Source organism: Nonomuraea sp. NPDC050478, from assembly GCF_044458265.1.
GTDB lineage: Bacteria > Actinomycetota > Actinomycetes > Streptosporangiales > Streptosporangiaceae > Nonomuraea > Nonomuraea ferruginea.
Map to the genome: position 1 here is coordinate 760,260 of NZ_JBITHT010000001.1, position 19,080 is coordinate 779,339.

23 protein-coding genes and 1 pseudogene are annotated in these 19,080 nt (G+C 69.1%); 13 read left to right on the plus strand and 11 right to left on the minus strand.

The window, feature by feature from the left end; translation table 11 throughout:
* Positions 1-13: 13 nt before the first annotated feature.
* The 3 genes from ACIBF7_RS03520 to ACIBF7_RS03530 all read right to left on the minus strand — a co-directional run bounded on the left by ACIBF7_RS03520 (position 14) and on the right by ACIBF7_RS03530 (position 2,694).
* A complete protein-coding gene (locus ACIBF7_RS03520; RefSeq protein ID WP_397196319.1) occupies positions 14-637 on the minus strand; it encodes a hypothetical protein in 624 nt (207 codons plus the stop codon).
* A 276-nt stretch (positions 638-913) separates the two neighbouring features.
* The gene (locus ACIBF7_RS03525; protein WP_397196320.1) at positions 914-1,852 is read right to left on the minus strand and encodes a hypothetical protein; all 939 of its coding nucleotides are present in this window, start codon (positions 1,850-1,852) and stop codon (positions 914-916) included.
* A 185-nt stretch (positions 1,853-2,037) separates the two neighbouring features.
* Entirely contained in the window at positions 2,038-2,694 is a 657-nt protein-coding gene (locus tag ACIBF7_RS03530) for a hypothetical protein (protein WP_397196321.1), read from the minus strand.
* Between the two features lie 110 nt (positions 2,695-2,804).
* On the opposite strand from ACIBF7_RS03530, the gene ACIBF7_RS03535 reads away from it, so the two are divergent.
* Positions 2,805-3,950 (plus strand): sensor histidine kinase, encoded by a 1,146-nt coding sequence (locus ACIBF7_RS03535; protein ID WP_397196322.1) that lies wholly within the window; start codon positions 2,805-2,807, stop codon positions 3,948-3,950.
* Positions 3,947-4,606: a response regulator transcription factor gene (locus ACIBF7_RS03540; protein WP_148035694.1), complete on the plus strand. Its 660-nt coding sequence runs from the start codon at positions 3,947-3,949 to the stop codon at positions 4,604-4,606. Before ACIBF7_RS03535 ends, ACIBF7_RS03540 begins: the two co-directional genes overlap by 4 nt.
* 161 nt (positions 4,607-4,767) lie before the next feature.
* On the opposite strand, the gene ACIBF7_RS03545 is transcribed toward ACIBF7_RS03540, so the two are convergent.
* Positions 4,768-5,397, minus strand: coding sequence for a DUF998 domain-containing protein (locus ACIBF7_RS03545; protein ID WP_397196323.1), 630 nt, complete (start codon positions 5,395-5,397; stop codon positions 4,768-4,770).
* Between the two features lie 135 nt (positions 5,398-5,532).
* Here ACIBF7_RS03545 and ACIBF7_RS03550 point away from each other — a divergent pair, with 135 nt between their 5' ends.
* Both ACIBF7_RS03550 and ACIBF7_RS03555 read left to right on the plus strand, forming a co-directional pair.
* Positions 5,533-6,234, plus strand: coding sequence for a hypothetical protein (locus ACIBF7_RS03550; RefSeq protein WP_397196324.1), 702 nt, complete (start codon positions 5,533-5,535; stop codon positions 6,232-6,234).
* Between the two features lie 187 nt (positions 6,235-6,421).
* Positions 6,422-6,862: a YybH family protein gene (locus ACIBF7_RS03555; RefSeq protein ID WP_397196325.1), complete on the plus strand. Its 441-nt coding sequence runs from the start codon at positions 6,422-6,424 to the stop codon at positions 6,860-6,862.
* Positions 6,863-7,037: 175 nt separating this feature from the next.
* Here ACIBF7_RS03555 and ACIBF7_RS03560 read toward each other — a convergent pair whose 3' ends face one another.
* The gene (locus ACIBF7_RS03560; RefSeq protein WP_271280136.1) at positions 7,038-7,667 is read right to left on the minus strand and encodes an LUD domain-containing protein; all 630 of its coding nucleotides are present in this window, start codon (positions 7,665-7,667) and stop codon (positions 7,038-7,040) included.
* A gap of 149 nt (positions 7,668-7,816) precedes the next feature.
* Here ACIBF7_RS03560 and sigJ point away from each other — a divergent pair, with 149 nt between their 5' ends.
* Positions 7,817-8,737, plus strand: a complete 921-nt coding sequence (gene sigJ, locus ACIBF7_RS03565) for an RNA polymerase sigma factor SigJ (RefSeq protein WP_345483129.1) — start codon at positions 7,817-7,819, stop codon at positions 8,735-8,737.
* Positions 8,738-8,774: 37 nt separating this feature from the next.
* Here the strand turns inward: sigJ and ACIBF7_RS03570 are convergent, their stop codons facing one another.
* Complete coding sequence (locus tag ACIBF7_RS03570; protein ID WP_271280138.1) at positions 8,775-9,509, minus strand: TNT domain-containing protein; 735 nt, start codon at positions 9,507-9,509, stop codon at positions 8,775-8,777.
* Between ACIBF7_RS03570 and ACIBF7_RS03575 the strand changes: the two genes are divergently transcribed.
* On the plus strand, positions 9,496-9,906 hold the full coding sequence (locus ACIBF7_RS03575; RefSeq protein ID WP_397196326.1) for a hypothetical protein: 411 nt from the start codon (positions 9,496-9,498) through the stop codon (positions 9,904-9,906). The two genes, ACIBF7_RS03570 and ACIBF7_RS03575, sit on opposite strands and share 14 nt — an antisense overlap.
* On the opposite strand, the gene ACIBF7_RS03580 is transcribed toward ACIBF7_RS03575, so the two are convergent.
* Entirely contained in the window at positions 9,891-10,481 is a 591-nt protein-coding gene (locus ACIBF7_RS03580; RefSeq protein ID WP_364228986.1) for a helix-turn-helix domain-containing protein, read from the minus strand. The two genes, ACIBF7_RS03575 and ACIBF7_RS03580, sit on opposite strands and share 16 nt — an antisense overlap.
* Positions 10,482-10,568: 87 nt before the next feature.
* On the opposite strand from ACIBF7_RS03580, the gene ACIBF7_RS03585 reads away from it, so the two are divergent.
* Together ACIBF7_RS03585 and ACIBF7_RS03590 are read left to right on the plus strand one after the other, a co-directional pair.
* Positions 10,569-11,753 (plus strand): cytochrome P450, encoded by a 1,185-nt coding sequence (locus ACIBF7_RS03585; protein ID WP_397196327.1) that lies wholly within the window; start codon positions 10,569-10,571, stop codon positions 11,751-11,753.
* Between the two features lie 5 nt (positions 11,754-11,758).
* Positions 11,759-12,397, plus strand: coding sequence for a class I SAM-dependent methyltransferase (locus ACIBF7_RS03590; protein WP_397196328.1), 639 nt, complete (start codon positions 11,759-11,761; stop codon positions 12,395-12,397).
* 18 nt (positions 12,398-12,415) lie between these two features.
* On the opposite strand, the gene ACIBF7_RS03595 is transcribed toward ACIBF7_RS03590, so the two are convergent.
* Positions 12,416-13,645 carry an MFS transporter gene (locus ACIBF7_RS03595; protein ID WP_397196329.1) on the minus strand — a complete coding sequence of 410 codons (1,230 nt, stop codon included), beginning with the start codon at positions 13,643-13,645 and terminating at the stop codon, positions 12,416-12,418.
* A 20-nt stretch (positions 13,646-13,665) separates the two neighbouring features.
* Positions 13,666-15,012 carry a rhodanese-like domain-containing protein gene (locus ACIBF7_RS03600; protein WP_397196330.1) on the minus strand — a complete coding sequence of 449 codons (1,347 nt, stop codon included), beginning with the start codon at positions 15,010-15,012 and terminating at the stop codon, positions 13,666-13,668.
* 96 nt (positions 15,013-15,108) lie between these two features.
* Here ACIBF7_RS03600 and ACIBF7_RS03605 point away from each other — a divergent pair, with 96 nt between their 5' ends.
* Both ACIBF7_RS03605 and ACIBF7_RS03610 read left to right on the plus strand, forming a co-directional pair.
* Positions 15,109-15,783 carry an ArsR/SmtB family transcription factor gene (locus tag ACIBF7_RS03605; RefSeq protein ID WP_397196331.1) on the plus strand — a complete coding sequence of 225 codons (675 nt, stop codon included), beginning with the start codon at positions 15,109-15,111 and terminating at the stop codon, positions 15,781-15,783.
* The gene (locus ACIBF7_RS03610) at positions 15,780-16,202 is read left to right on the plus strand and encodes a sulfurtransferase TusA family protein (RefSeq protein WP_397196332.1); all 423 of its coding nucleotides are present in this window, start codon (positions 15,780-15,782) and stop codon (positions 16,200-16,202) included. Before ACIBF7_RS03605 ends, ACIBF7_RS03610 begins: the two co-directional genes overlap by 4 nt.
* Here ACIBF7_RS03610 and ACIBF7_RS03615 read toward each other — a convergent pair.
* Together ACIBF7_RS03615 and ACIBF7_RS03620 are read right to left on the minus strand one after the other, a co-directional pair.
* Complete coding sequence (locus ACIBF7_RS03615) at positions 16,095-16,559, minus strand: DUF3592 domain-containing protein (protein ID WP_271279282.1); 465 nt, start codon at positions 16,557-16,559, stop codon at positions 16,095-16,097. The genes ACIBF7_RS03610 and ACIBF7_RS03615 overlap by 108 nt on opposite strands.
* Positions 16,560-16,654: 95 nt before the next feature.
* Positions 16,655-17,554 carry an FAD-dependent monooxygenase gene (locus ACIBF7_RS03620; protein ID WP_397196333.1) on the minus strand — a complete coding sequence of 300 codons (900 nt, stop codon included), beginning with the start codon at positions 17,552-17,554 and terminating at the stop codon, positions 16,655-16,657.
* Here ACIBF7_RS03620 and ACIBF7_RS03625 point away from each other — a divergent pair.
* From ACIBF7_RS03625 to ACIBF7_RS03635, 3 genes and pseudogenes are all read left to right on the plus strand, one after another.
* A complete protein-coding gene (locus tag ACIBF7_RS03625) occupies positions 17,546-17,764 on the plus strand; it encodes a hypothetical protein (RefSeq protein ID WP_397196334.1) in 219 nt (72 codons plus the stop codon). The genes ACIBF7_RS03620 and ACIBF7_RS03625 overlap by 9 nt on opposite strands.
* Positions 17,765-17,934: 170 nt before the next feature.
* A complete protein-coding gene (locus ACIBF7_RS03630) occupies positions 17,935-18,252 on the plus strand; it encodes a hypothetical protein (RefSeq protein WP_397196335.1) in 318 nt (105 codons plus the stop codon).
* A pseudogene (locus ACIBF7_RS03635) lies at positions 18,249-19,063 on the plus strand (3-keto-5-aminohexanoate cleavage protein). Before ACIBF7_RS03630 ends, ACIBF7_RS03635 begins: the two are co-directional and overlap by 4 nt.
* Positions 19,064-19,080 lie beyond the last annotated feature (17 nt).

Consider the following 19,080-nt stretch of genomic DNA (forward strand, 5'->3'; position numbering starts at 1 on the left):
GGCACGAACGTTGTCAGGCCAGGTAGATGTGGTGTATGGGAACAGGGATGGCGGTGGGCCATGTGCGTCCGGTGGCGCTCAGTCCTCGGACACAAACCGAACGCACATGTGGGGGCTCCGGAGCGATCCGGGCCTCCACATACTGCTTTTCCAGGTAGAACGTGAGCTTCAGGCCGAGCTGGGTGTAGAGCGCGGCCTTGTCGTCCGGGTCCGCTTCACCGACCAGCCGCACCAGGTCGCCGACCTCCTCGATCACCGACCTGATCTCCGCGACGCTGATGCGCTGCGCGGCCGGGGCGGCCTTGAGCTCACCCACCAGGCGGGCGCGTTCAATCTTCGTCTCGTTGATCCATCCGGCAATCTCGATAGGGTCCCCTCCGGCATCGAGGGCAGAGCGGTACTGACCCAGCTTGCGATCACACTTCGACAGGCGTTTCCGCAAGTCGACCAGGGCCGCCTCGTTGGGGTCGATCACCTGCTCGGCCGCGGCCGCGATCGTGCGTTCCAGCGACTTCGGCCCGAACTCGGTCCCCAGCCGGCCATCGACCTCATCCAAGATCTCCGACTCCCGCAGGTCATCCGCAGCGCCGCCTCCGACGAACAGACCGCGACCCGCCTCTACATCGCTCAACCCCATCGAGGACTGCCCCGGCCTCCACCAGATCCCCCTCTACAACGAGCCCACCCTGCTGGTGGCCCGCGCCGGGCATCCCACACAGCAGGCGCATACGCTGCCGGAGCTGCTCCACTATCCATGGATCGTCCCGCTCGAACAGACCGCGCTGAAGCACGACCGACAGACGCCGCACCACGTCCAAGCGGTGAACGCCGGCAAGTTGCCGCGCCGACGCGCGATCCCTTGCGTTCAGACGTGAGCGCAGCGGCACGCCTTCCGTCCGCATCCGATTCCGCGCTACAGGGCGGCTTCGTTCATGTCGACCATGGTGTCGAACGCCGGCAGGCCTCCAGCGGGAGCGCGGACGACGCCGACCTGAGCCGGCTTCGGCCGTGCGATGGTCGTGGCGGGACCCCAGGACACAACCTTGATCACAGCGCCGCCGTTGGCCCCTTTCCGCTTGTCCTCGACACTCCAGCCCGACCCGAACTGGAAGGGCAGGCCATTCGCATCGAAAATGAGGCGCCAGCCGACGGCCCTGTTTGCGATACTCGCGTCAGGCCGCTTCCCGGCCACCTCACGAAATGTGGGCGACAATTTGTAGAGCTCGCCGAACGTGATGGAGCCCGAATACCATCCGGTCTTCCTCATGGCCGGAGTTTTGCCGGCCGGATTCGGCAGGCCGAACTTCCGCTCGTCGGCGTCGGCAATCAGCGTCTTGAGCGTTCGGATCTCGAAGATGTTGATGACCTGGTCACGGAAAGCCGTGGCCGCGGGGGTGCCCTTTCCGCGCCGCGCCCAGGTCTTTCCCTCAGGCAGGCCGGCGGTCCACAACCGCCCCGTGTCGTAGAACCAGCCGTTCGTGTTGACCCAGCGGTGCGGCCGAGTCTGAGTGAGCAGGCTTTTCGCGACCAGATCGCCTTCGGCGGCGTGTTCCTTGGCGAGCGGGAGGTTCTCCCTGTCGAAGTTCACCCGGCGGGTGAGCCCTACCGCGGCGACTCCGTTCCTGCCCAGTTGCAGCCTTCCGTCCTGGATCGGGTTGAAGCGGAACACGCGGGCCATGTTGTTGGCGGATCTGTTTCTGCCGTTGAACGTGACGGTGCCGTACTGGGTGAACTTCATACTCGCGCCCTTGACAAGCTTCTGCTGCACGGCTCGCACCACATCAGGAATGGCGGCCTCGGCCGGAACCGGCGTTGCGAGCATCGCCGCGGGGCCGATGAGTACGGCGGACAAGAGCACTGGTGAACGGCGCATCGACGTATGCCTTCTGCTACAGGCCAGAGAACGGCCACTGATCGCGAAAGCGTACCATTCGCGTGAGCGAGTCTGCGGAGTTGAAGAACTCGAATCATTTGCCGTCTTCGCCTTCGCTTCGGTTCCCCTAGGCCACACCGTTTTTCAGGAGCGGAACCCTCAGCTCAGTCAGTCACGGCAAAAGACCCGCACTCGTCCTGGCGTGCGGCGAGCAGGCCGGCCGCGAGCCCACTGCAACCGGCAAGAAGCAACAGCCCGGACAGGTACATCGCCCACGGGCTGATGCCGCTGCCGACGAACTCCACCGCGAGCCACACCCACAGCACCGGGCCGACCCATCGCGGATGCACGTGCGAACGGAAGTGGGCGATCGACAGCAGCAGCATGCCCACTACGGTGCCGACCACACCGATCAGGAGGAACGGGACGATCAGGGCCGACTGCTCCTGCGCGGCGATCAGCTGGGAGTAGGCGTCACGGTAGGCGGGCTCATCGGCCATCACGACCTGGGTGAGCGTCCAACCGCCGGCTACGGTGTGGCCGAACGCGCCGAGCACCCCGAACACGCCACCGATGATCGTGAGCCGCGGAAACCTCGGCCGCAGCCAGGCGACCAGCCCCACGACCGCGACCGCGAACGGCAGTTGGGACCAGAGGAACATCTGGGCGGCGGCCGACGCGCCCGCACGCGCGTCGGCGATCGTGGCGAGCCACTGCGCCCGGTCATCGGGCAGCTCGGGCTGTAGGGCCATGAAGCCGACGCTGAGCAGGGCAAACGCGAGGAGGCAGACCGCTATGAGAATGCGAAGGTGTCGTGTCACGTGCGACAGTCAAGTCTGAGCGGCTCGTCGCTGTAGTCGGCCGAAAGTGGTCAGCGGTGTCAACTTCGGGCTGATGTCTTCGACCTGCCCGTCCCCTACAGTTGACCCCCATGGACGTGTGGTGGCGCCGGACCGCCGATGTCGGCCTGTGTCTGGCCGTACTCGTCACGGGCCTCACCGAGATATGGCTTCCGCTCGGATCGCGGCAGGGCGACGGGGATCCGCTCGCGACGAGCGTGCAGGTGCTGGTCGTCGCGGCTTCGCTGTGGTGGCGGCGCACCCACCCGATCCCGACGACCGCCGTGACGATTGTCGGGCTGTGCGCCTCGGCCCAGCTTGGGTTCCTGCTGTTCTTCGGGCAGTTCGTGCCGTTCCTGATCGCCGTGTTCTCGGTGGCGCGCCATGGCAAGGGACGCGAGCCGTGGATCGGTGCGGCTATGGCCGGCGCGGCCCTCATCTACGCCGACCTGCTCATCGATCTGCTCGGCGGGTTCGGCGAAATGCTGTACCACTGGGGTGTTGTGGGCGTCTGCTTCGCCTTCGGCCGCTGGCAGTCGATCATGGCCAGTCACGCCCGGTCCTCTCAGCGGCGGGCGGTGGCGGCCGAGGTCGCCGCAGCCGAACAGGCGGCACAGGCCGTCATCGAGGAACGCACCCGCATCGCCCGCGAACTGCATGACATCGTCGCACACGCGATGAGCGTGATGGTGGTACAGGCGGGCGCGGCCGAACAGATGGTCGCCGACGACCCCGACCGGGTACGCCGTACTCTCGCCACTATCCGACGCACCGGCAACGGCGCCCTCGCTGAAATGCGACGGGTAGTCACCATGCTTCGCGACACCGACGAGGTCGGCCTGCTCTCACCCCAGCCCGGACTGTCGGGCCTGCAGACACTGGTCGACGACGCTCGGAAATCCGGGCTTCCCGTGGAGTTCACCGTGGCCGGGGCGCCGCGGGCGCTGCCCGCCGGCCTCGACCTCGCAGCATTCCGGATCGTGCAGGAGGCGCTGACCAACGCGCGCCGCCACGCCAACGCCGCCACCGAGGTCAGCGTGGGAGTGACATTCAGCGCCGACGAGCTGCGCATCGACGTACGTGACGACGGCTGCGGACGCCCGGGCACCGCCGGAACCGGACACGGCCTGATCGGAATGCGGGAACGGGCGGCGCTGTACGGTGGAACGCTGCAAGCCGCCCCACTGCCCGACCGCGGGTTCGCCGTCGCCGCCGTCCTTCCCCTGGAACCGGCATGACCCGCGTGTTGATCGTCGACGACCAGGCGCTTCTACGGGAAGGCTTCCGACTCATCCTCGAAAGAGGCGGCCTGGAGGTCGTCGCCGAGGCCAGAGACGGAGTCGAAGCCGTCACCGCCTGTGCCGAACACCGCCCCGACGTCGTCCTCATGGACGTACGGATGCCCCGGCTGGACGGCATCGAAGCCACCCGGCGGATCGTTGCGCGGCAGCCCGGCGTCCGCGTGATGGCGCTGACCACCTTCGATCTCGATGAATATGTGTACGGCGCCCTGCGGGCGGGCGCCAGCGGGTTCCTCCTCAAGGACGTCCCTCCCGATGACCTGGTGCACGCGGTGCGCGTCGTGGCCCGGGGCGAGGCGATGCTCGCTCCCAAGCTCACCCGCCGGCTACTCGACCGGTTCGCCACAGCGCCTTCCACCAGTCCAGCTCCGCTGCCCAACGTGACCGAACGAGAAGCGGCCGTGCTGCGGCAGGTCGCACGAGGTCGATCGAACGCCGAGATCGCCGGCGCGCTGTTCCTCACCGAGGCCACGGTCAAGACCTATGTCTCCCGTCTGCTGACCAAGCTGAACCTCCGCGACCGTGTGCAACTCGCAGTCCTCGCGTACGAATCAGGCCTGGTCCAAGCCGGCGACCGAGGCTGGGACGCATAGCCCGTCACATCGGGCTCGTTTCCCAGCGCGATCGCCTCCGGCCCGAGCAACGCCTTGACGTCGGCGGCGAAGCTGGGCTCGGCTGTCTTCGTCGTAGCCTTCGAGAAGACGATTCTCCAAGGCCCACCGCCACGCTGAGCCATCGAGCACAGCAGAACCATCTACACGCGGACCCGCTTCGCGTGCTCCAGGGCGATCGCCGCGAGCCACAGCCAGGCGAGGACCGCCGCCATGTAGAAGGCGACCCCCGTCGGGATCAGCACCGCCATGCCCGAGACGATGAGCACGGGCAGGGCCACGCCGGTCGCGATGGAGACGACCTGCCAGAGGCGGGCGCGCTCGCGGCCGTACGCCCGCCCGAACACGAACGTCGCGGCGATCAGCGAGCCGAACGCGAGGTTGAAGGCGACGGAGTGCATGATCGCGGTGGTGGTCATCACCGGCTGCAGATCCTGAGTAGTGCCCTCGGGGAAGCCGAGGCCCGCGGGTGCGGGGAAGATCCCGGCCAAGATCAGGCCGGCGCCGAAGATCGCGGTGAGGACGGGACCGGCGACCGTGCGCGGCCGACCGGCCCGCGCCTCGCGCAGCCCGATCGCCAGCGCGATGACCGCGATCCCGCTGATGACGAAGGTGCTCGCCATCAGCCAGCCGCGGTCGCCGAGGCTGAGCATGCTGATCGCGTGTCTGGTCAGATCGAAGGCCGGCCGGGAGATCGCTTCGACTGTCGCGACGGCCATGAACAGGGCGGCCGCGAACGGTCCGAGGGCGAGGGGGAAGCGGGCGCTGGTCATGGGTCGATCCCTTCGGGGTGGATGGTGAAGGTCCTGTGCGATCACCGACATTTATTTTTGTCCATAAGATGATTGTTGTCTAGACAAAAACTTCATGTCGCTGCAGACTGTCCGCCATGAGATCGGAGCTCGCCCATGAGTAGGGACTTTCGGATCGAGCGGGAGAGCGAACTGCCCGCTGAGCCAGAGGACGTCTGGCACGCGGTGACGCGCGACTCCGCCGCCTGGTCGATCCCGTTGGACCTGTCCCGGAGCACGGTCGTGGTGTGGGAACCGCCCAGCCGGGGGGTGCTGCGGACGGAGATCGGCGACTGGTTCAACCAGATCTCGTTCGACATCACCCCGTCCCCGGGCGGCTCGTACCTCCGGTACGTGCACAGCGGCATCTTCGTCGACGACTGGGAGAACGAGTACGAAGGGGCGCGCCGCCACACCGAGCTGTACATGCACACCCTCAGCCAGTACCTCAGGTACTTCCGTGGCCGGAGCTTCCGACGTTTCGAGGCGCTCGCGCCGAAGTCGTCGATCACCGCCGACGCGCTCGACAGGATCCGCTCCGCCTGGGGTATCGCGGCGGACACGCCCACCGGCTCCGAGCTCACCCTGCCCGTGCCCGGCGCCGCCGCCAAGGCCGGGGTGCTCGACTTCCACGACGACGCCTTCATCGGCGTGCGCACCGAGGACGCCCTCTACCGCGCCTTCGGCCGCAACCGCTTCGGCTCCCCGGTGGCCGTCGGCGTGTACGAATACGGCGTCCAGACCCGCTCCGAGCGAGACTCGTCCCACGCGTGGACCGTCTGGCTGCGTGATCTCTACGGAGCGGCGACCGCACCATGAGCCTTCACTCACGCGGTGCACCTCGTGGGGCTGGATCGCCGCCGTCGTGTTCCTCGGGCGCGCCTCACTCTGCGGGACCAGACCGCCGAACGCGGTCGATGACCGGGGCGGGCCTGACATCCCGGGGTGCTGTGTCGTCGGACTGGTGACAAGCCCAGATCCCACCGATGGGAAGTGATGAGTGACGATGTCCGCGCACCGTGAGGTAGACGAAGCCGAGATCAAGCGGCTGGTCGAGACGATCGTCGAAGGAATCCGGGCCAAGGATCTCGAGACCCTGAGGCGGCTTTACGCGACGGACGTCGTCTCCTTCGACGTCGAGCCGCCGCTGCAACACGTCGGGATCGAGGCGAAGATGGCGAACTGGAGGAAGGCGTTCACGTTCTTCCGGGATGTGGATTACGAGCTTCGCGACCTGACGCTCACCGTTGGCGATGACGTGGCGTTCGGCCACGCTTTCGGTCGGCTCAGCGGCACGCTGGAGAACGGGACGGCGACGAAGGGCATGTGGGTCCGGGCCACGTTCTGCTTCCGGAAGACCGACGACCATTGGGTCGTCGCGCACGACCAGGTCTCTGTGCCGTTCGACGTCGCCAGCGGCAGAGCCGCGGCCGACCTTGAGCCCTGACGAGTCGCCGAAGCGCACCTGTCCGTGCAGGCGGACGCGCCCGGCCGGATGGTGAAGGGTTCGTGGCGGCACGATGAGACCTGGCCGCGGGACCAGAGTGCCCGGCGCCGGTGTGGCGCCGGGCACTCTCCGGGGCGGCGACGTCTCGCACGCCTGCGGTGACGGCTTCTGTGGCTCAGAATCCGATGGTCTCGCGGAGCAGCAGGACGGTGCCGCGTCCGGGCTGGGGTTCCGCGTTGAGGATGAGCAGGCGGTTGGGGGCACTGGGCGCGCCGTAGGCCTTCATGGCGCGGTCGTTCTCCAGCGGGAGGCAGTGGTCTTCGACGCGGCGCAGCGCGGTGGGCAGGTCGGACACCACCTTCTGCGCCCCGACGATCCAGATCGCGTGGGCTGCGGCGCCGGCGTAGCCGGGCAGCTGGCTTCCGGTGGCCGAGGCGACCACGAGGGAGCCGGTTTCGGTGACCGCGGCGACACTGCCCACGATGACGTCGGGGGTGGACATGAGCCGCCAGATCTCGCGCATCTGGGTGGCGCGGTCCATGGCCAGGCCGCGTGGCTTGACGGCGTCGTAGCGCCCGCTGGTGTTGATGTCCTCCTCGATGCCGGACAGGCGGAGCGTCTCGCTGGCCCCGGTGAACACGCTGGCGCCCTCGGGTATCAGCTCTTTGACGCGGGTACGCGCGGCGGCGCCGTCGTCGAGGATTTCCACGGTGAAGCCGTGGTCCGTCAGCGCGGCGGCCGCCCGCTCCAGGCGCTGCGCGGATGCCGGGTGGGTGAACGGTGCTGCCGGCGTTGAGGTGGTCATGAAGCTTCCTGTTCGCTGGATGACGTGTTCGTCTCGGCAGTACGACGACGCAGTCCCCGCGAATGTGAGGTGACGTGCCGACCTCACAGTTCGGCGCGCTGTCTCGTCGAACAATGAGGGCAGCTGCGACCGAGGGAGCCGTCGACACCATGACCACCCGATCCGAGCCAGGACACGGCCTGAGTGCGCTCATGAGCGAGCGGCGTCAGTTGATCAACCTCGCCTACCGGCTCCTGGGCTCCCTGGCCGAGGCGGAGGATGTCGTACAGGAGACCTACGCCCGCTGGTACGCCATGTCCCGGCAGCAGCAGGACGCCATCGAGTCCCCCGGCGCCTGGCTGACGAGGGTCGCCGGGCGCATCTGCCTGGACGTGCTCGGCTCGGCGCGCGCGAGGCGGGAGCGGTATGTGGGCGAGTGGATCCCCGAGCCGCTGCCCGAGCGTACGGAGTGGATCAGCGGGCGGCCGGGCGGTGCGACCGTCGACCCGGCCGACCGGGTCACCCTGGACGAGTCGGTCAACATGGCCTTCATGGTCGTGCTCGAATCGATGACCCCGGCCGAACGCGTCTCGTTCATCCTGCACGATGTCTTCTGCCACTCCTTCGCCGAAGTGGCCGAGATCGTCGGCCGGACTCCGGCGGCATGCCGCCAGCTGGCCTCCTCCGCCCGCCGCCGCATTCGCGAATCGCGGAGCCCCGCGAGTCCGACAGCCCAGCAGGCCGGCATCGTCAAGGACTTCAAGCAGGCGTGGGAGGCCAAGGACATCGACGCCCTGATCCGCCTGCTCGACCCCGACGCCACGGCGATCGCCGACGGCGGCGGCCTCGCCACCACCTTCCTGCATCCCATCGAAGGCGGCGGGCAGGTCGCGCGCGCCTTGGTCGAGATCGCCGATCAGAAGCCCGGCGACGTGACGATCCTGGAGCGTACGGTCAACGGTCAGCCCGGTCTGGTGGCTCAGCAAAACGGCGTCACCGTGACGGTGTTCGCGTTCGAGGTCGCGGGCGACCGGATCAAGCGGATCTGGGCCGTACGCAACCCCCAGAAACTCCGTCACTGGACGAGCTGAGGCGCGTCTCGGCCAGGGCGGCGGGGCCCTGGACGGTTCACTTGCCGTCGATCAAAAGCTGGGCGGACGTGACCGGTGTGATCTCCTTCAGGTATTTGTTCGCCAGCAGCCAGCTCACCGGGACCTCGTCGTCCGTCTGCGGGAGTTCGGGGAAGTATCTGCTGATCACGTGGTATTGCGTGCCGCCGCCCGGCATCTGGAACGCGGGCGCGGCCGGGCCCACCTCGACGCGGAACGACTTGAGAACTCGGAACGCGTGATAGTTGCACAGGTGCTGGGGGTCATCGGGGTTGGTGTTCAGGTTACGCGGCGGCAGCCCTCGCCTGATGTACAGGTCGCCCATCGGCGCCAGGAACGACCCCGAATAGCCGCCGAACCGGTCGAGTTTCATGCCGGCCTGCAGGAAGGTCGTCTTACGCAGCAGCCGGCCGTTCGGGAAATCGCCGGAACGGCCGAAGCCGGCGTCGGGCGGGAAGCGGTAGTTGTTCGTGGTGTAGTCCCAGTAGCGCGAGAGGAAATGCTGCGGGGAAAGCTCGCCCAGCGGCACGTAGCCGCGCAGGATCGCGCCCAGATGACCGGTCCTCGGCAGGACGGTCGGCCCGAGGTCGGGGTCGCCGGTGATGTAAGGAGGTCCGCAGACCCGGTGGCCGGCCGGGGGACGGGAATCGTCCTTGCCCGGGGGCGGCGACGGGCGGACCAGCCGGGTCTCGGACTGGACGGCGCTCTCGGCGTGCGCGGCCACGCCGCCCATGCCGCCCATGGCGCCCAACATCGTGCATATCGCGGCGGCCAGCATGGCGCCCCGTCGGTTGTACCGCATGACTTTCCCGTCGATCCTGGATGGCGAACGAATGAGAACTGATCACCAGCGAATCGACGACGCACCGGATCGCGGCGCGGCACAGCTCATTTCTGTTTGGCTGACTGCTACGGCGGTCTTCGGCTGTCCGCATATAGTGATCGGCTTCTACATTCCCGCCATCGTCGGAATCGGAATCTCGGGCAGCATCATGAGAAAGGCAAAGAATGATCCGATAAAAGCGACAAGACTGCCATATAAAGAAATTCTCGACATGCGATGGTTTGTCTGCAATGTCTGGATATGCACCGGCCAGGCTGCGAACTCAAGGATCCGGCCGGCATTCTCCGAAATTCAGCGGCCGGATTGAGCGGCGGCCATGATGCCGTGCACGGCCTGGCTGATGCGGGCGGCGGCCTGGTCGGGGTCCGGGCGGCCGGCGTCGAGCCAGGTGATGACGGCTTCCAGGGTGAAGGCAGGGATCAGGTTCGCTGCCCAGTCGAGCCACGGCCCCGCGGGGATAGCTCGGGCGAGGTTGCGGTGGGCGATCTCGCGGGAGGCGGCCTGGATGGTGTCGATCAGCTCGCGGAAGTCGGGCTCGCGGGCGGCGTGGCGGAACAGCAGCCGGAATCCGTCGGGGTCCGCCTCGGCGGCGCGCAGCAGGGCGGGGATGGAGCTTTCGTCGAAGTGGTCGGCGCCGGTGGCCTCGGCCAGTCGCGCGCACGCGCGGTCCAGCACGGCCCGATAGAGGTCGGCCTTGGAGTCGAAGTGCCGATACAGCATCGCCCGGGTCAGCTCGGCCTCGGCGGCGATGTCGTCCAGGCCGGTGGCGACATATCCGGCGCGAGCGAAGGCGCGGGTGGCCGCGTCCAGGATCTGCTCACGCCGCTCCGCGCGGCGCAACCTGCGCACCGGCCGAGCCGGCCCGGCGTCATGGTCGCTCATCCCACCTCCACTTGTATAAGGCGGAGTATACATCTAGCTTAATAGATACCGGAGTATACAAAGCTGCGTTTACCTCATGGAGGAGTCATGTCGTCCGCCCCCGCTCAGCTCCCCTACGACCAGCCCGGCCCTCTACGACCGCCGCCGCTGCTGCGCCGGCTGCAGGCCTCGGGCCCCATCCACGCCATCCGCACCGCCGTCGGCGACCCCGGCTGGCAGGTGACCGGGTACGAGGAGGTACGCGCCCTGCTGGACGACCCCCGACTGGGCCGTGCCCACCCCGAGCCCGAACACGCCTCCCGCACCGGCGAATCAGAGCTGTTCGGCGGCCCCCTCGGCGGCTTCGACACCGAGCAGCCCGACCACCGCAGGATGCGCTCGCTGCTGCAGCCGCACTTCTCGCCCAGGCGGATGCGCGCACTGCGCGGCCGAGTCGAGACGCTCACCACCCGGCTGCTCGACGAGCTGGCCGCCGCCGGGCCGCCCGCCGACCTGCACGCCGCGCTGGCGCTGCCGCTGCCGATCACGGTCATCTGTGAGCTGCTCGGCGTCCCGTACGAAGAGCGCGAGCAGTTTCGCGGCTGGACGCAGGAAGCCGCTGACATCACCGACCGGGCCCGCTCGGCTCAGGGGCTGGGCTCGTTGTTCACCTACGGGCGGCAGTTGGTGGCCCGCAAGCGCGCCACCGGTGATGCGGACGCGGACGTGATCTCCCGGCTGGCCGCCACCGACGGGGTGAGCGACGACGAGGCCGCCGCGATGGGCATGTTCCTGCTGTTCGCCGGGCACGAGACCACGGTCACCGCGATTGGCCGGGGCGTGCTGCGGATGCTGTCCACGCCCGGCCAGTGGCGGGCCCTGGTAGATGACCCGTCCCGGATCGACGCCGCGGTGGAGGAGATCCTGCGCGCCCCGAACCTCGGCGGCGGCGGCATCCCCCGCTACGCCCGGGAGGACCTGGACATCTCCGGCGTCCATGTCCGGGCCGGGGACCTGGTGCTGCTGGACACCGGCGCGGCCAACCACGACCCTGCTGTCTTCGCCGACCCTGACCGGTTCGATCTCCACCGGCCCGCGGTACCGCACCTGACCTTCGGCCACGGCGCCCGTTACTGCGTCGGCGCGCCGCTGGCACGGATCGAGCTGCAGGTGGTCTTCTCCCAGCTCGCCGCCCGCTTCCCCACCCTGGAGCTGGGCTGCCCGGTGGAGGAGCTGACCTTCGACACCCGCACGCTGACCGGCGGGCTGACCGCTCTGCCGGTGGCCTGGTGACCGGCATGAGCGCAGCGAAGGCGAGCAGGCGGCGGCCGTTGTTCGGCCGGATATATCCGAAGATGGCCGCCGCCATGGACGAGCGCGGCATGACCGAACGCCGCCGCGAGCTGCTCGCCGGCCTCGGCGGCGAGGTGGTCGAGGTCGGCGCCGGGCACGGCGTCAACTTCACGCACTACCCGGCCGAGGTGACGCGGGTGGTGGCGGTGGAGCCGCGCCTGCGCGAGCGGGCCGCCGCTGCCGAGACGGCCGTCCCCGTGGACGTGGTGCCCGGCGTCGCCGGGCACCTGCCGGTGGCCGACGCGAGTGTGGACGGCGTGGTATTCTGCATGGTGCTGTGCTCGCTGCCCGACGTCGGTGCGGCGCTGACCGAGGCGCGGCGGGTGCTCAAGCCTGGCGGGCAGTTGCGTTTCCTGGAGCACGAGCGCGCCGGCACGTCCGGCCTGGCCAGGGTGCAGGACGTGCTGGATGCCACCATCTGGCCGCTCATGGTCGGCGGCTGCCATCTTGGCCGGGACGCCGAGGCCGCGATCCGGCGGGCCGGGTTCCGCGTCGATCGTCTGGATCGTTTCCTGTTCCCTCCGGCGCGTACTCCGTTCTCCTTCCACCTCCTCGGTACGGCCGTGCGGGCGGGCGATGAGTGAGCGGTGTGCGCAAGGTCGTCATCGGTACGGGCGAGCTTCAGTGATCCAGCGGGCGGCGAGCAGGCCGGAGGCGGCGGTGAGGATGGCGGCGGCGATGACGGTGGCGTTCAGGCCGAAGGCGTCGGCCAGGACGCCGGCGAGCAGGGCGCCGACGGCGTAGCCGATGTCGCGCCAGAACCGGTAGGTGCCCAGGGCATTGGCGCGCCAGGCGGGATGGGCGTGATCGGAGACGGAGGCGATCAGCGCCGGGTAGACCATGGCGGTCCCCAGCCCGAGAGCGACAGCGGACAGGATCCCGGCCAGCAAGGGACGTTCCAGCAGGACCAGGGCGAGAACGAACCCAGCCGCCTGGACGAGCATGCCGTACACGATGAGGGGTTTGCGGCCGATGCGGTCGGCCAGATGTCCGGTGGGTATCTGGCCGAGGCCCCACAGGATCGGATACAGGCCCTTGATCAGGCCGACGGCGGCCAGGCCGAGACCGTGCTCGGTGAACAGCAGCGGGAACACACCCCAGGTCAGGCCGTCGTTGAGGTTGTTGACCAGCCCGGCCTGGCTGGCGCCGCGCAGCGAGCGCTCGCGCCAGGAGGTGCGGGCGAACGTGGCGACCGGCCCGATGCGCTCTCCGTCCGGCAGCGGCTTGGGGTGCTGAGCGAGCTCCAGGGCGACGTGCGCGGCGGTGTCGCGGACGACCAACGACAACGCCAGGCCGGCGACGACGAAGACGACGCCGATCAGCTCGGGTGCCGGACGCAGCCCGTAGACGGTGGCCAGGTAGCCGGTCAGCAGCGCGGTGACGCCGACCGCGGTGTAGCCGGCGGCCTCGTTCAGCCCGGTGGCCAGGCCGCGGCGAGCCGGGCCGACCAGGTCGATCTTCATGTTGACCGTCATCGACCAGGACAAGCCCTGGTTGAGACCGAGCAGCAGGTTCGCCGCCACGATCCACCACCACGACGGCCCCCACGCCAGCATGAACGGCACCGGCGTGCCGATCAGCCATCCGGCGACCAGGAGTTGTTTGCGGGAGAAGCGTGCGGTCAGCGCACCGGCGGCCAGGTTCGTGGCCGCCTTGGTCAGGCCGAAGGCGATGATGAAGGAGAACACGGCCAGGTCACTGGTCAGGCCGAAAACCTCGGTGCCGATCAGTGGCACGGTGGTGCGCTCCAGCCCGACCAGCCCGCCGACGCAGACGTTGACGATCACGAGCAGGGTGAACTGCAACCAGTTCTCGGCCAGCCCGAGCCGCACTGGGGGGACGGTGCCGGTGCTCACCGAGCACCGCCGGCGTCAACGGTGTCGAGCCGCAGGCCGTGGGCGGCGGCGTACTCGGCCGGGCCTCCGTCCAGGACGGTCACACCGGTGTGGCCGGCTCGTTCCAGCAGGCTCGCGGCCGTCATGGCGCGCTCGCCGTGCCCGCAGGCCACCACCGCGCCGGCCGGGGCGTCTGCGGCGTGCTCGGCCAGGTCGCCGAGTTCGAGGTGCAGGGCACCGGGCACGTGCCCGGCGGCGTACTCGGCCTCCTGCCGGACATCGAGGTAAGGGCCGTCCGGCGCCTGGTCGGCGGTGACGAACGCGGTGCCGGCGGCCTGCCCGCCTGCCTCCAGCCAGGCGGGCAGGCCGCCGCTGAGGTGTCCGGCCAGCCGCTCGTAGCCGATCTTGTATGCCTGCCAGACGACCTCGGCGGGGTCCTGTCCGTCATCGATGACGAAGGCCAGGGGCGCGGTGTCGGGCAGCAGCCAGCCCAGCCAGGTGGCGAACTGCTCGCGCAGGGGGATGGACAGCGATCCGGGGATGTGACCTGCCGCGAACTCGGCGGCGGGGCGCACGTCCACCACTTGGCCGCCATCGCCGAGCAGCACCTCGACCTGCCGGGCGTCGAGCGCGGGCAGTGGCGGCGTGCCGGTCAGGGTGACGGGGCCGCGGCGGTTGCGCTCGGTGAGGTGCGCGAAGTAGGCGGGGTAGGAGCCGAGGCCCGCCAGCAGTCGCTTGACGAAGGTGTTCTCGTCGGGCGCGGCCAGCAGCGGGTTGGTGCGTTTCTGGGCGCCGATGGTGGTGGTGCGCTCGGTGCCGGGCGGGGCCGAGCAGAACGAGCCCGCGCCGTGGGTGGGCCATACCGCGGTCGTCTCCGGCAGAGCCGCCAGCCGCCGCATCGAGTGGTACTGGGCGCGCGCCAGTTCCTCGGTGCGGTCGGCGCCCAGCAGGTCGGTGCGGGCGGCGGAGTTCACGATCAGCGACCCGCCGGTGAACACGCCGAGTTCCCTGCCGCCGTCCAGGAGCAGGAACGACAGGTGCTCGTCGGTGTGGCCGGGCGTGGCCAGGGCACGCAACCGCAACCCGCCCAGATCGACCTCGTCACCGTCAGCCAGGCCACGGTGCGGGAACGCACGCTGCCCTGAGGCCGAGGCCAGCACGATGGCACCGGCATCATGGCCGAGTTGTACGGCGCCGGACAGGAAGTCGGCATGCAGGTGCGTATCGGCCGCGAAGGCCACCGTCAGGTCGCGCCGACGGGCCGCGGCATTCAGCGCGCGCAGGTCACGACAGGCGTCCACGGCCAGCGCGCGCCCGTCGCCCAGGTCGACCAGGTAGGCGCTGTTGCCCAGCCCGTGGTCCACCAGTGATATCAAATGATCTTCGGTGAGACCCACGATGTCCTCCATGGTCCATTGACCTGTTGTACCGTATTCCATAGATTAATGGAGGAGTGGACGATGGACGCAACCCCGGCCCAGGCCAAGGCTCGGCTGTATGACGCGTTCGCGGCCAGCGGCAAGGCGCTGGCCAGCGGAAAACGGCTGGAACTGCTCGACCTGCTCGCCCAGGGAGAACGCACCGTGGACGCCCTGGCCAAGGCAGCCGGGCTGAACCTGACCACCGCCTCGGCCCACCTGCAGACGCTCAAGCAGGCCGGATTCGTCGCCACCCGTCGCGACGGCGTGCGTATCCACTACCGGCTCGCCGGCGACGACGTCGCCCGGTTGTTCGCGCTGCTGCGCAAGGTCGCCGAGAACCATCAGGCCGCCGTCCCCCCGACCCGGGACGCCTACCTCGGCCGGGACGGTGCGGCGGAGGTCACTCGCGAGGAACTGCGCGCCCGCCTCCAGGCAGGAGGCGTCGTGGTGCTCGATGTCCGGCCGGTGGAGGAATACCTGGCCGGCCACATCCCCGGGGCCGTCTCCATCCCCGTCGCCGAACTGGCCGACCGGATGAACGAGCTGCCCGAGGGCTGCGAGATCGTCGTTTATTGCCGCGGCGAATACTGCGTGTTCGCCTACGACGCGGTCCGCCTGCTGACCGACCGCGGACGGCACGCGGTCCGCCTGGCCGACGGCATGCTCGAATGGCGGCTGGCCGAGATGCCCGTCGACGCCGGGGAGCTGACATGAGCGAAGCGCCCGCACCGCACGAGCACGCGAACGCCGCCCCGGTGGTGCTGGACGGCGGTGACCGCCGCTGCGTCCACCTGCTGATCGAGCTGAGCCGCCTGGTGGCCGGCCTGCCCTCGGGCCGCGTCGTCCACCTGATCGCCACCGACCCGGCCGCCCCGATCGATCTGCCTGCCTGGTGCCACTTGACCGGTCATCGCTACCTCGGCGCTCTCACCAGCCGCGGTCGTCCCGCCTACGCCATCAGCGTCCGCGCCGACGCCCGCCGTACCGAGCCGCATGCCCCGTGGCGGTCGGCCACAGCCCCACGGTCAGGAGCGTCGCCGGGTGAGACGCCGGCCCTTGAGGAACAAGAGCGTGCCGACCGGGGTGAACACCAGGCCCAGCGCGCCGGTGATCAGCGGGGCAAGGAAGGCTGACCAGAACGAGGAGATCCGCGCGTCGGACGGGTCGGCCGGGTCGTAGGCGACGGGCACGCTCTCGCCCTCCGCGTAGGCCGGTGGGTTGCTGCCCGTGGAGCTCTGGAACGAGTACTGCCTGCCGTCGACCGTGAACTCCACGGTCGGAAACCACGTGGTGCTGCGGCGGATGTAGCCGTCGGAATTCCGGGTCGTGCTGGTCCGTGCGGTCAGCTCCACCACGGTCCCGTCTGTTCGCTGGGCCGAGGCCAGGAAGCTGGCCGTGGAGGCGGCCAGCGCGATGGTGACGCAGAGCAGGACCAGACCGATCAGGCCGAAGATTCCGCCGACGAGAGTGAAGAGCCGTCCGTTGTGCATGGGACGAGTGTGCCAATACCGGTGCCGGACGCGCTGCCCCCTGTTGTCGCAGTCGGGCAGCGCCACACGAGGCGGCCGGGCACGGGTGAGCGTCGTCAGATCGCCGCCGCGAGCGCGCCGTGCGTGCGCCCTAGGACGCCGGGCACTTCTGTCTGTTTTCCGGCCTGCTCAAGCCGAGCGACTTCTCCGGAGGCTCCGACGACCAGCCTGGCGCGGTCGTACCTTCGCTTCCCGAAGGACTCCAGTGCCTCCAGGATGTCCGGAGTCCGGGCGAGTTCCTCGGCGAACACGACAGCATCCTCGACGGCTAGCGCCGCGCCGCTCACGAGCTGCGGCGACGGGGTGTGGGCAGCGTCCCCGATCAGAACCACCCGGCCGACGTTCCAGGGAAGCTCGGCGAGGACCGTGTTCACGGCGCGCCTGACGACGTCCTCCGGCTTCGTGATCGACTCACGTACCTCGGCGACACGGCCGCCGAACGGACGGAGGTGGTCGCGCATCCTGTCGGCGAGTTCGCTGTCGGGCAGAACGTCGGGGGTGGCGATGTTCTCTGTGAGGAAGCAGTAGGCGTACGCGGCAGAGATCGGGATCAGTCCGGCGTTGTCGCCAGGGCCGAAGAAGGTGAAGAGACGGTCGGCCCAGGTCGGCCTGGGGACGACTGCTCGCCACACCATCTGCCCGGTGTAGGTCGGCATCACTTCGATCCCCAGGAGCTTGCGGGTCTTCGAGCCGGCGCCGTCAGCGACGACCACCCGGTCGACGTCGCGGGTCGTGCCGTCACTGAGGACGGCGGACACGGACGTGCCCTTCTCCACCGTCTGTGAAACCGTCAGGGCCGTCCGGAGGACCGTGCCCTGTGACTCGGCTGACTCCCGTAGCACGCGGGTGAGATCGCTTCGGGCGATGCCCGCCTGGGCAGGGCGCCCGGCTTCAAGCAGGCTCGGGAGCTCTACCTCGGCGCGGTATCGAAGGCCGAAGCGCTGGTCATGACGCACGGTGCCGAGGTGCCCAACTCCAGCGGCATCGGCGGTGGCCTGCCCGGCAGACTCGTCGCCCAGCGCTTCACCCTCGAGAGCGGCAAGGAGACGAACCTGGGCCCGATCCCGGCTCTTTCCCGATCACTCCTGCTGACCTCTTCGAGGTCACCTGGCAGGGCGGCGGAGGCCTCGGCGACCCGCTCGACCGCGACCCACAGGACGTCCTGAACGACGTGCGTTACGGGGTGGTCTCCGGCTTCGAGGCGCTCGAGACGTACGGCGTCGTCCTCACCGAGGACGACCAGCGCGTCGACGAGGACGCGACCTAGCTTGCCCGCAGGGGCATCCGGGCAGCGCGCCTCGGTGCCGACCCGGCCACGCTGCCCGAGCCGATCGCCGTGAGCGACGAGGCCGTCGAAGGCGCCGTACGCCTTTCCGACCGTCTCATCGCCGTACGTGACGACACGTCGGGCCACTGGCACGTGCGCACGCTGGACGGCGCCGTCCTGTCCGTCGGCTCCACCCGCTGGCGTGAAGGCGCCCACCGGTTCCAGCCGGACCTCCCGGCGACCTCCGGCGCCACTTTGCACCCGGACCTCACCGTGACCGGCTTGGCGGATCCGGTCACCGGAGCACTGCTCGCGATCGACGTGCACCAGCGCGACCAGGAGCCGTTCCACGACATCGATCTCGAACCGACGTGGAGGCAACCATGAGCCGCAAGATCATCGTAACCGTCGCCCTGACGGGTGGCATGGCGACCAAGGAACAGAGCCCGCACCTGCCGGTGACCCCGCGGGAGATCGCGGACGACGTCGCCCGATGCTGGAACTGGGCGCCAGCGTGGTCGCCGTGCACGCCAGGCGCGAGGACGGCCATCAACAACTCCACCGGCGGTGGCATCCACGGCGATCTGCCGATCCGGCTCAACGACGAGCTGTGGGAACTCGACGGGAACGAGCGGATCAAGGGCATCGAGGGCGAGCACTGTGAGATGGCCACGATGGACTCTCACACCATCACGGCCTCGTTCCAGGGTCGAGAGCACCCGGTGACGACGACGCCCCAGCGCGTGCGCCGGCTGCTGGAGGAGATGAACCGGCGCGGGATCAAGCCCGAGTGGGAGGTCTTCGACGTCGGCCACATCCTCTCCGACTTCACCGAGCTCACCGCGGAAGGACTCGACACGAAGCCGTACTACTGCAACATCGTGCTGGGCGGCCATCGAGAATTCCAGGGCGCGCTGCCCTACACCCCGAAGATCCTCCAGTTGCTCGTCGAGCACCTGCCAGAGGGCACGATCTGGGGTGTCTCAGGGATCGGCCCGACCCAGCTCCCCGCGAGCTTCTCGACGGGCACATGCGGGTGGGCCTGGAGGACAACCTCTACTACTGGCCTGGTGTGCCGGCGACGAACACCCAGCTCGTGGAGCGGGCGGTGCGCATCGTCAAGGAGCTCGGCTTCGAGATCGCCACACCGACGGAGGCGCGCGCGATGCTCGGCCTCAAGCAGCTGGGCGCGGCATGAGCGTGCATCGGGTACGT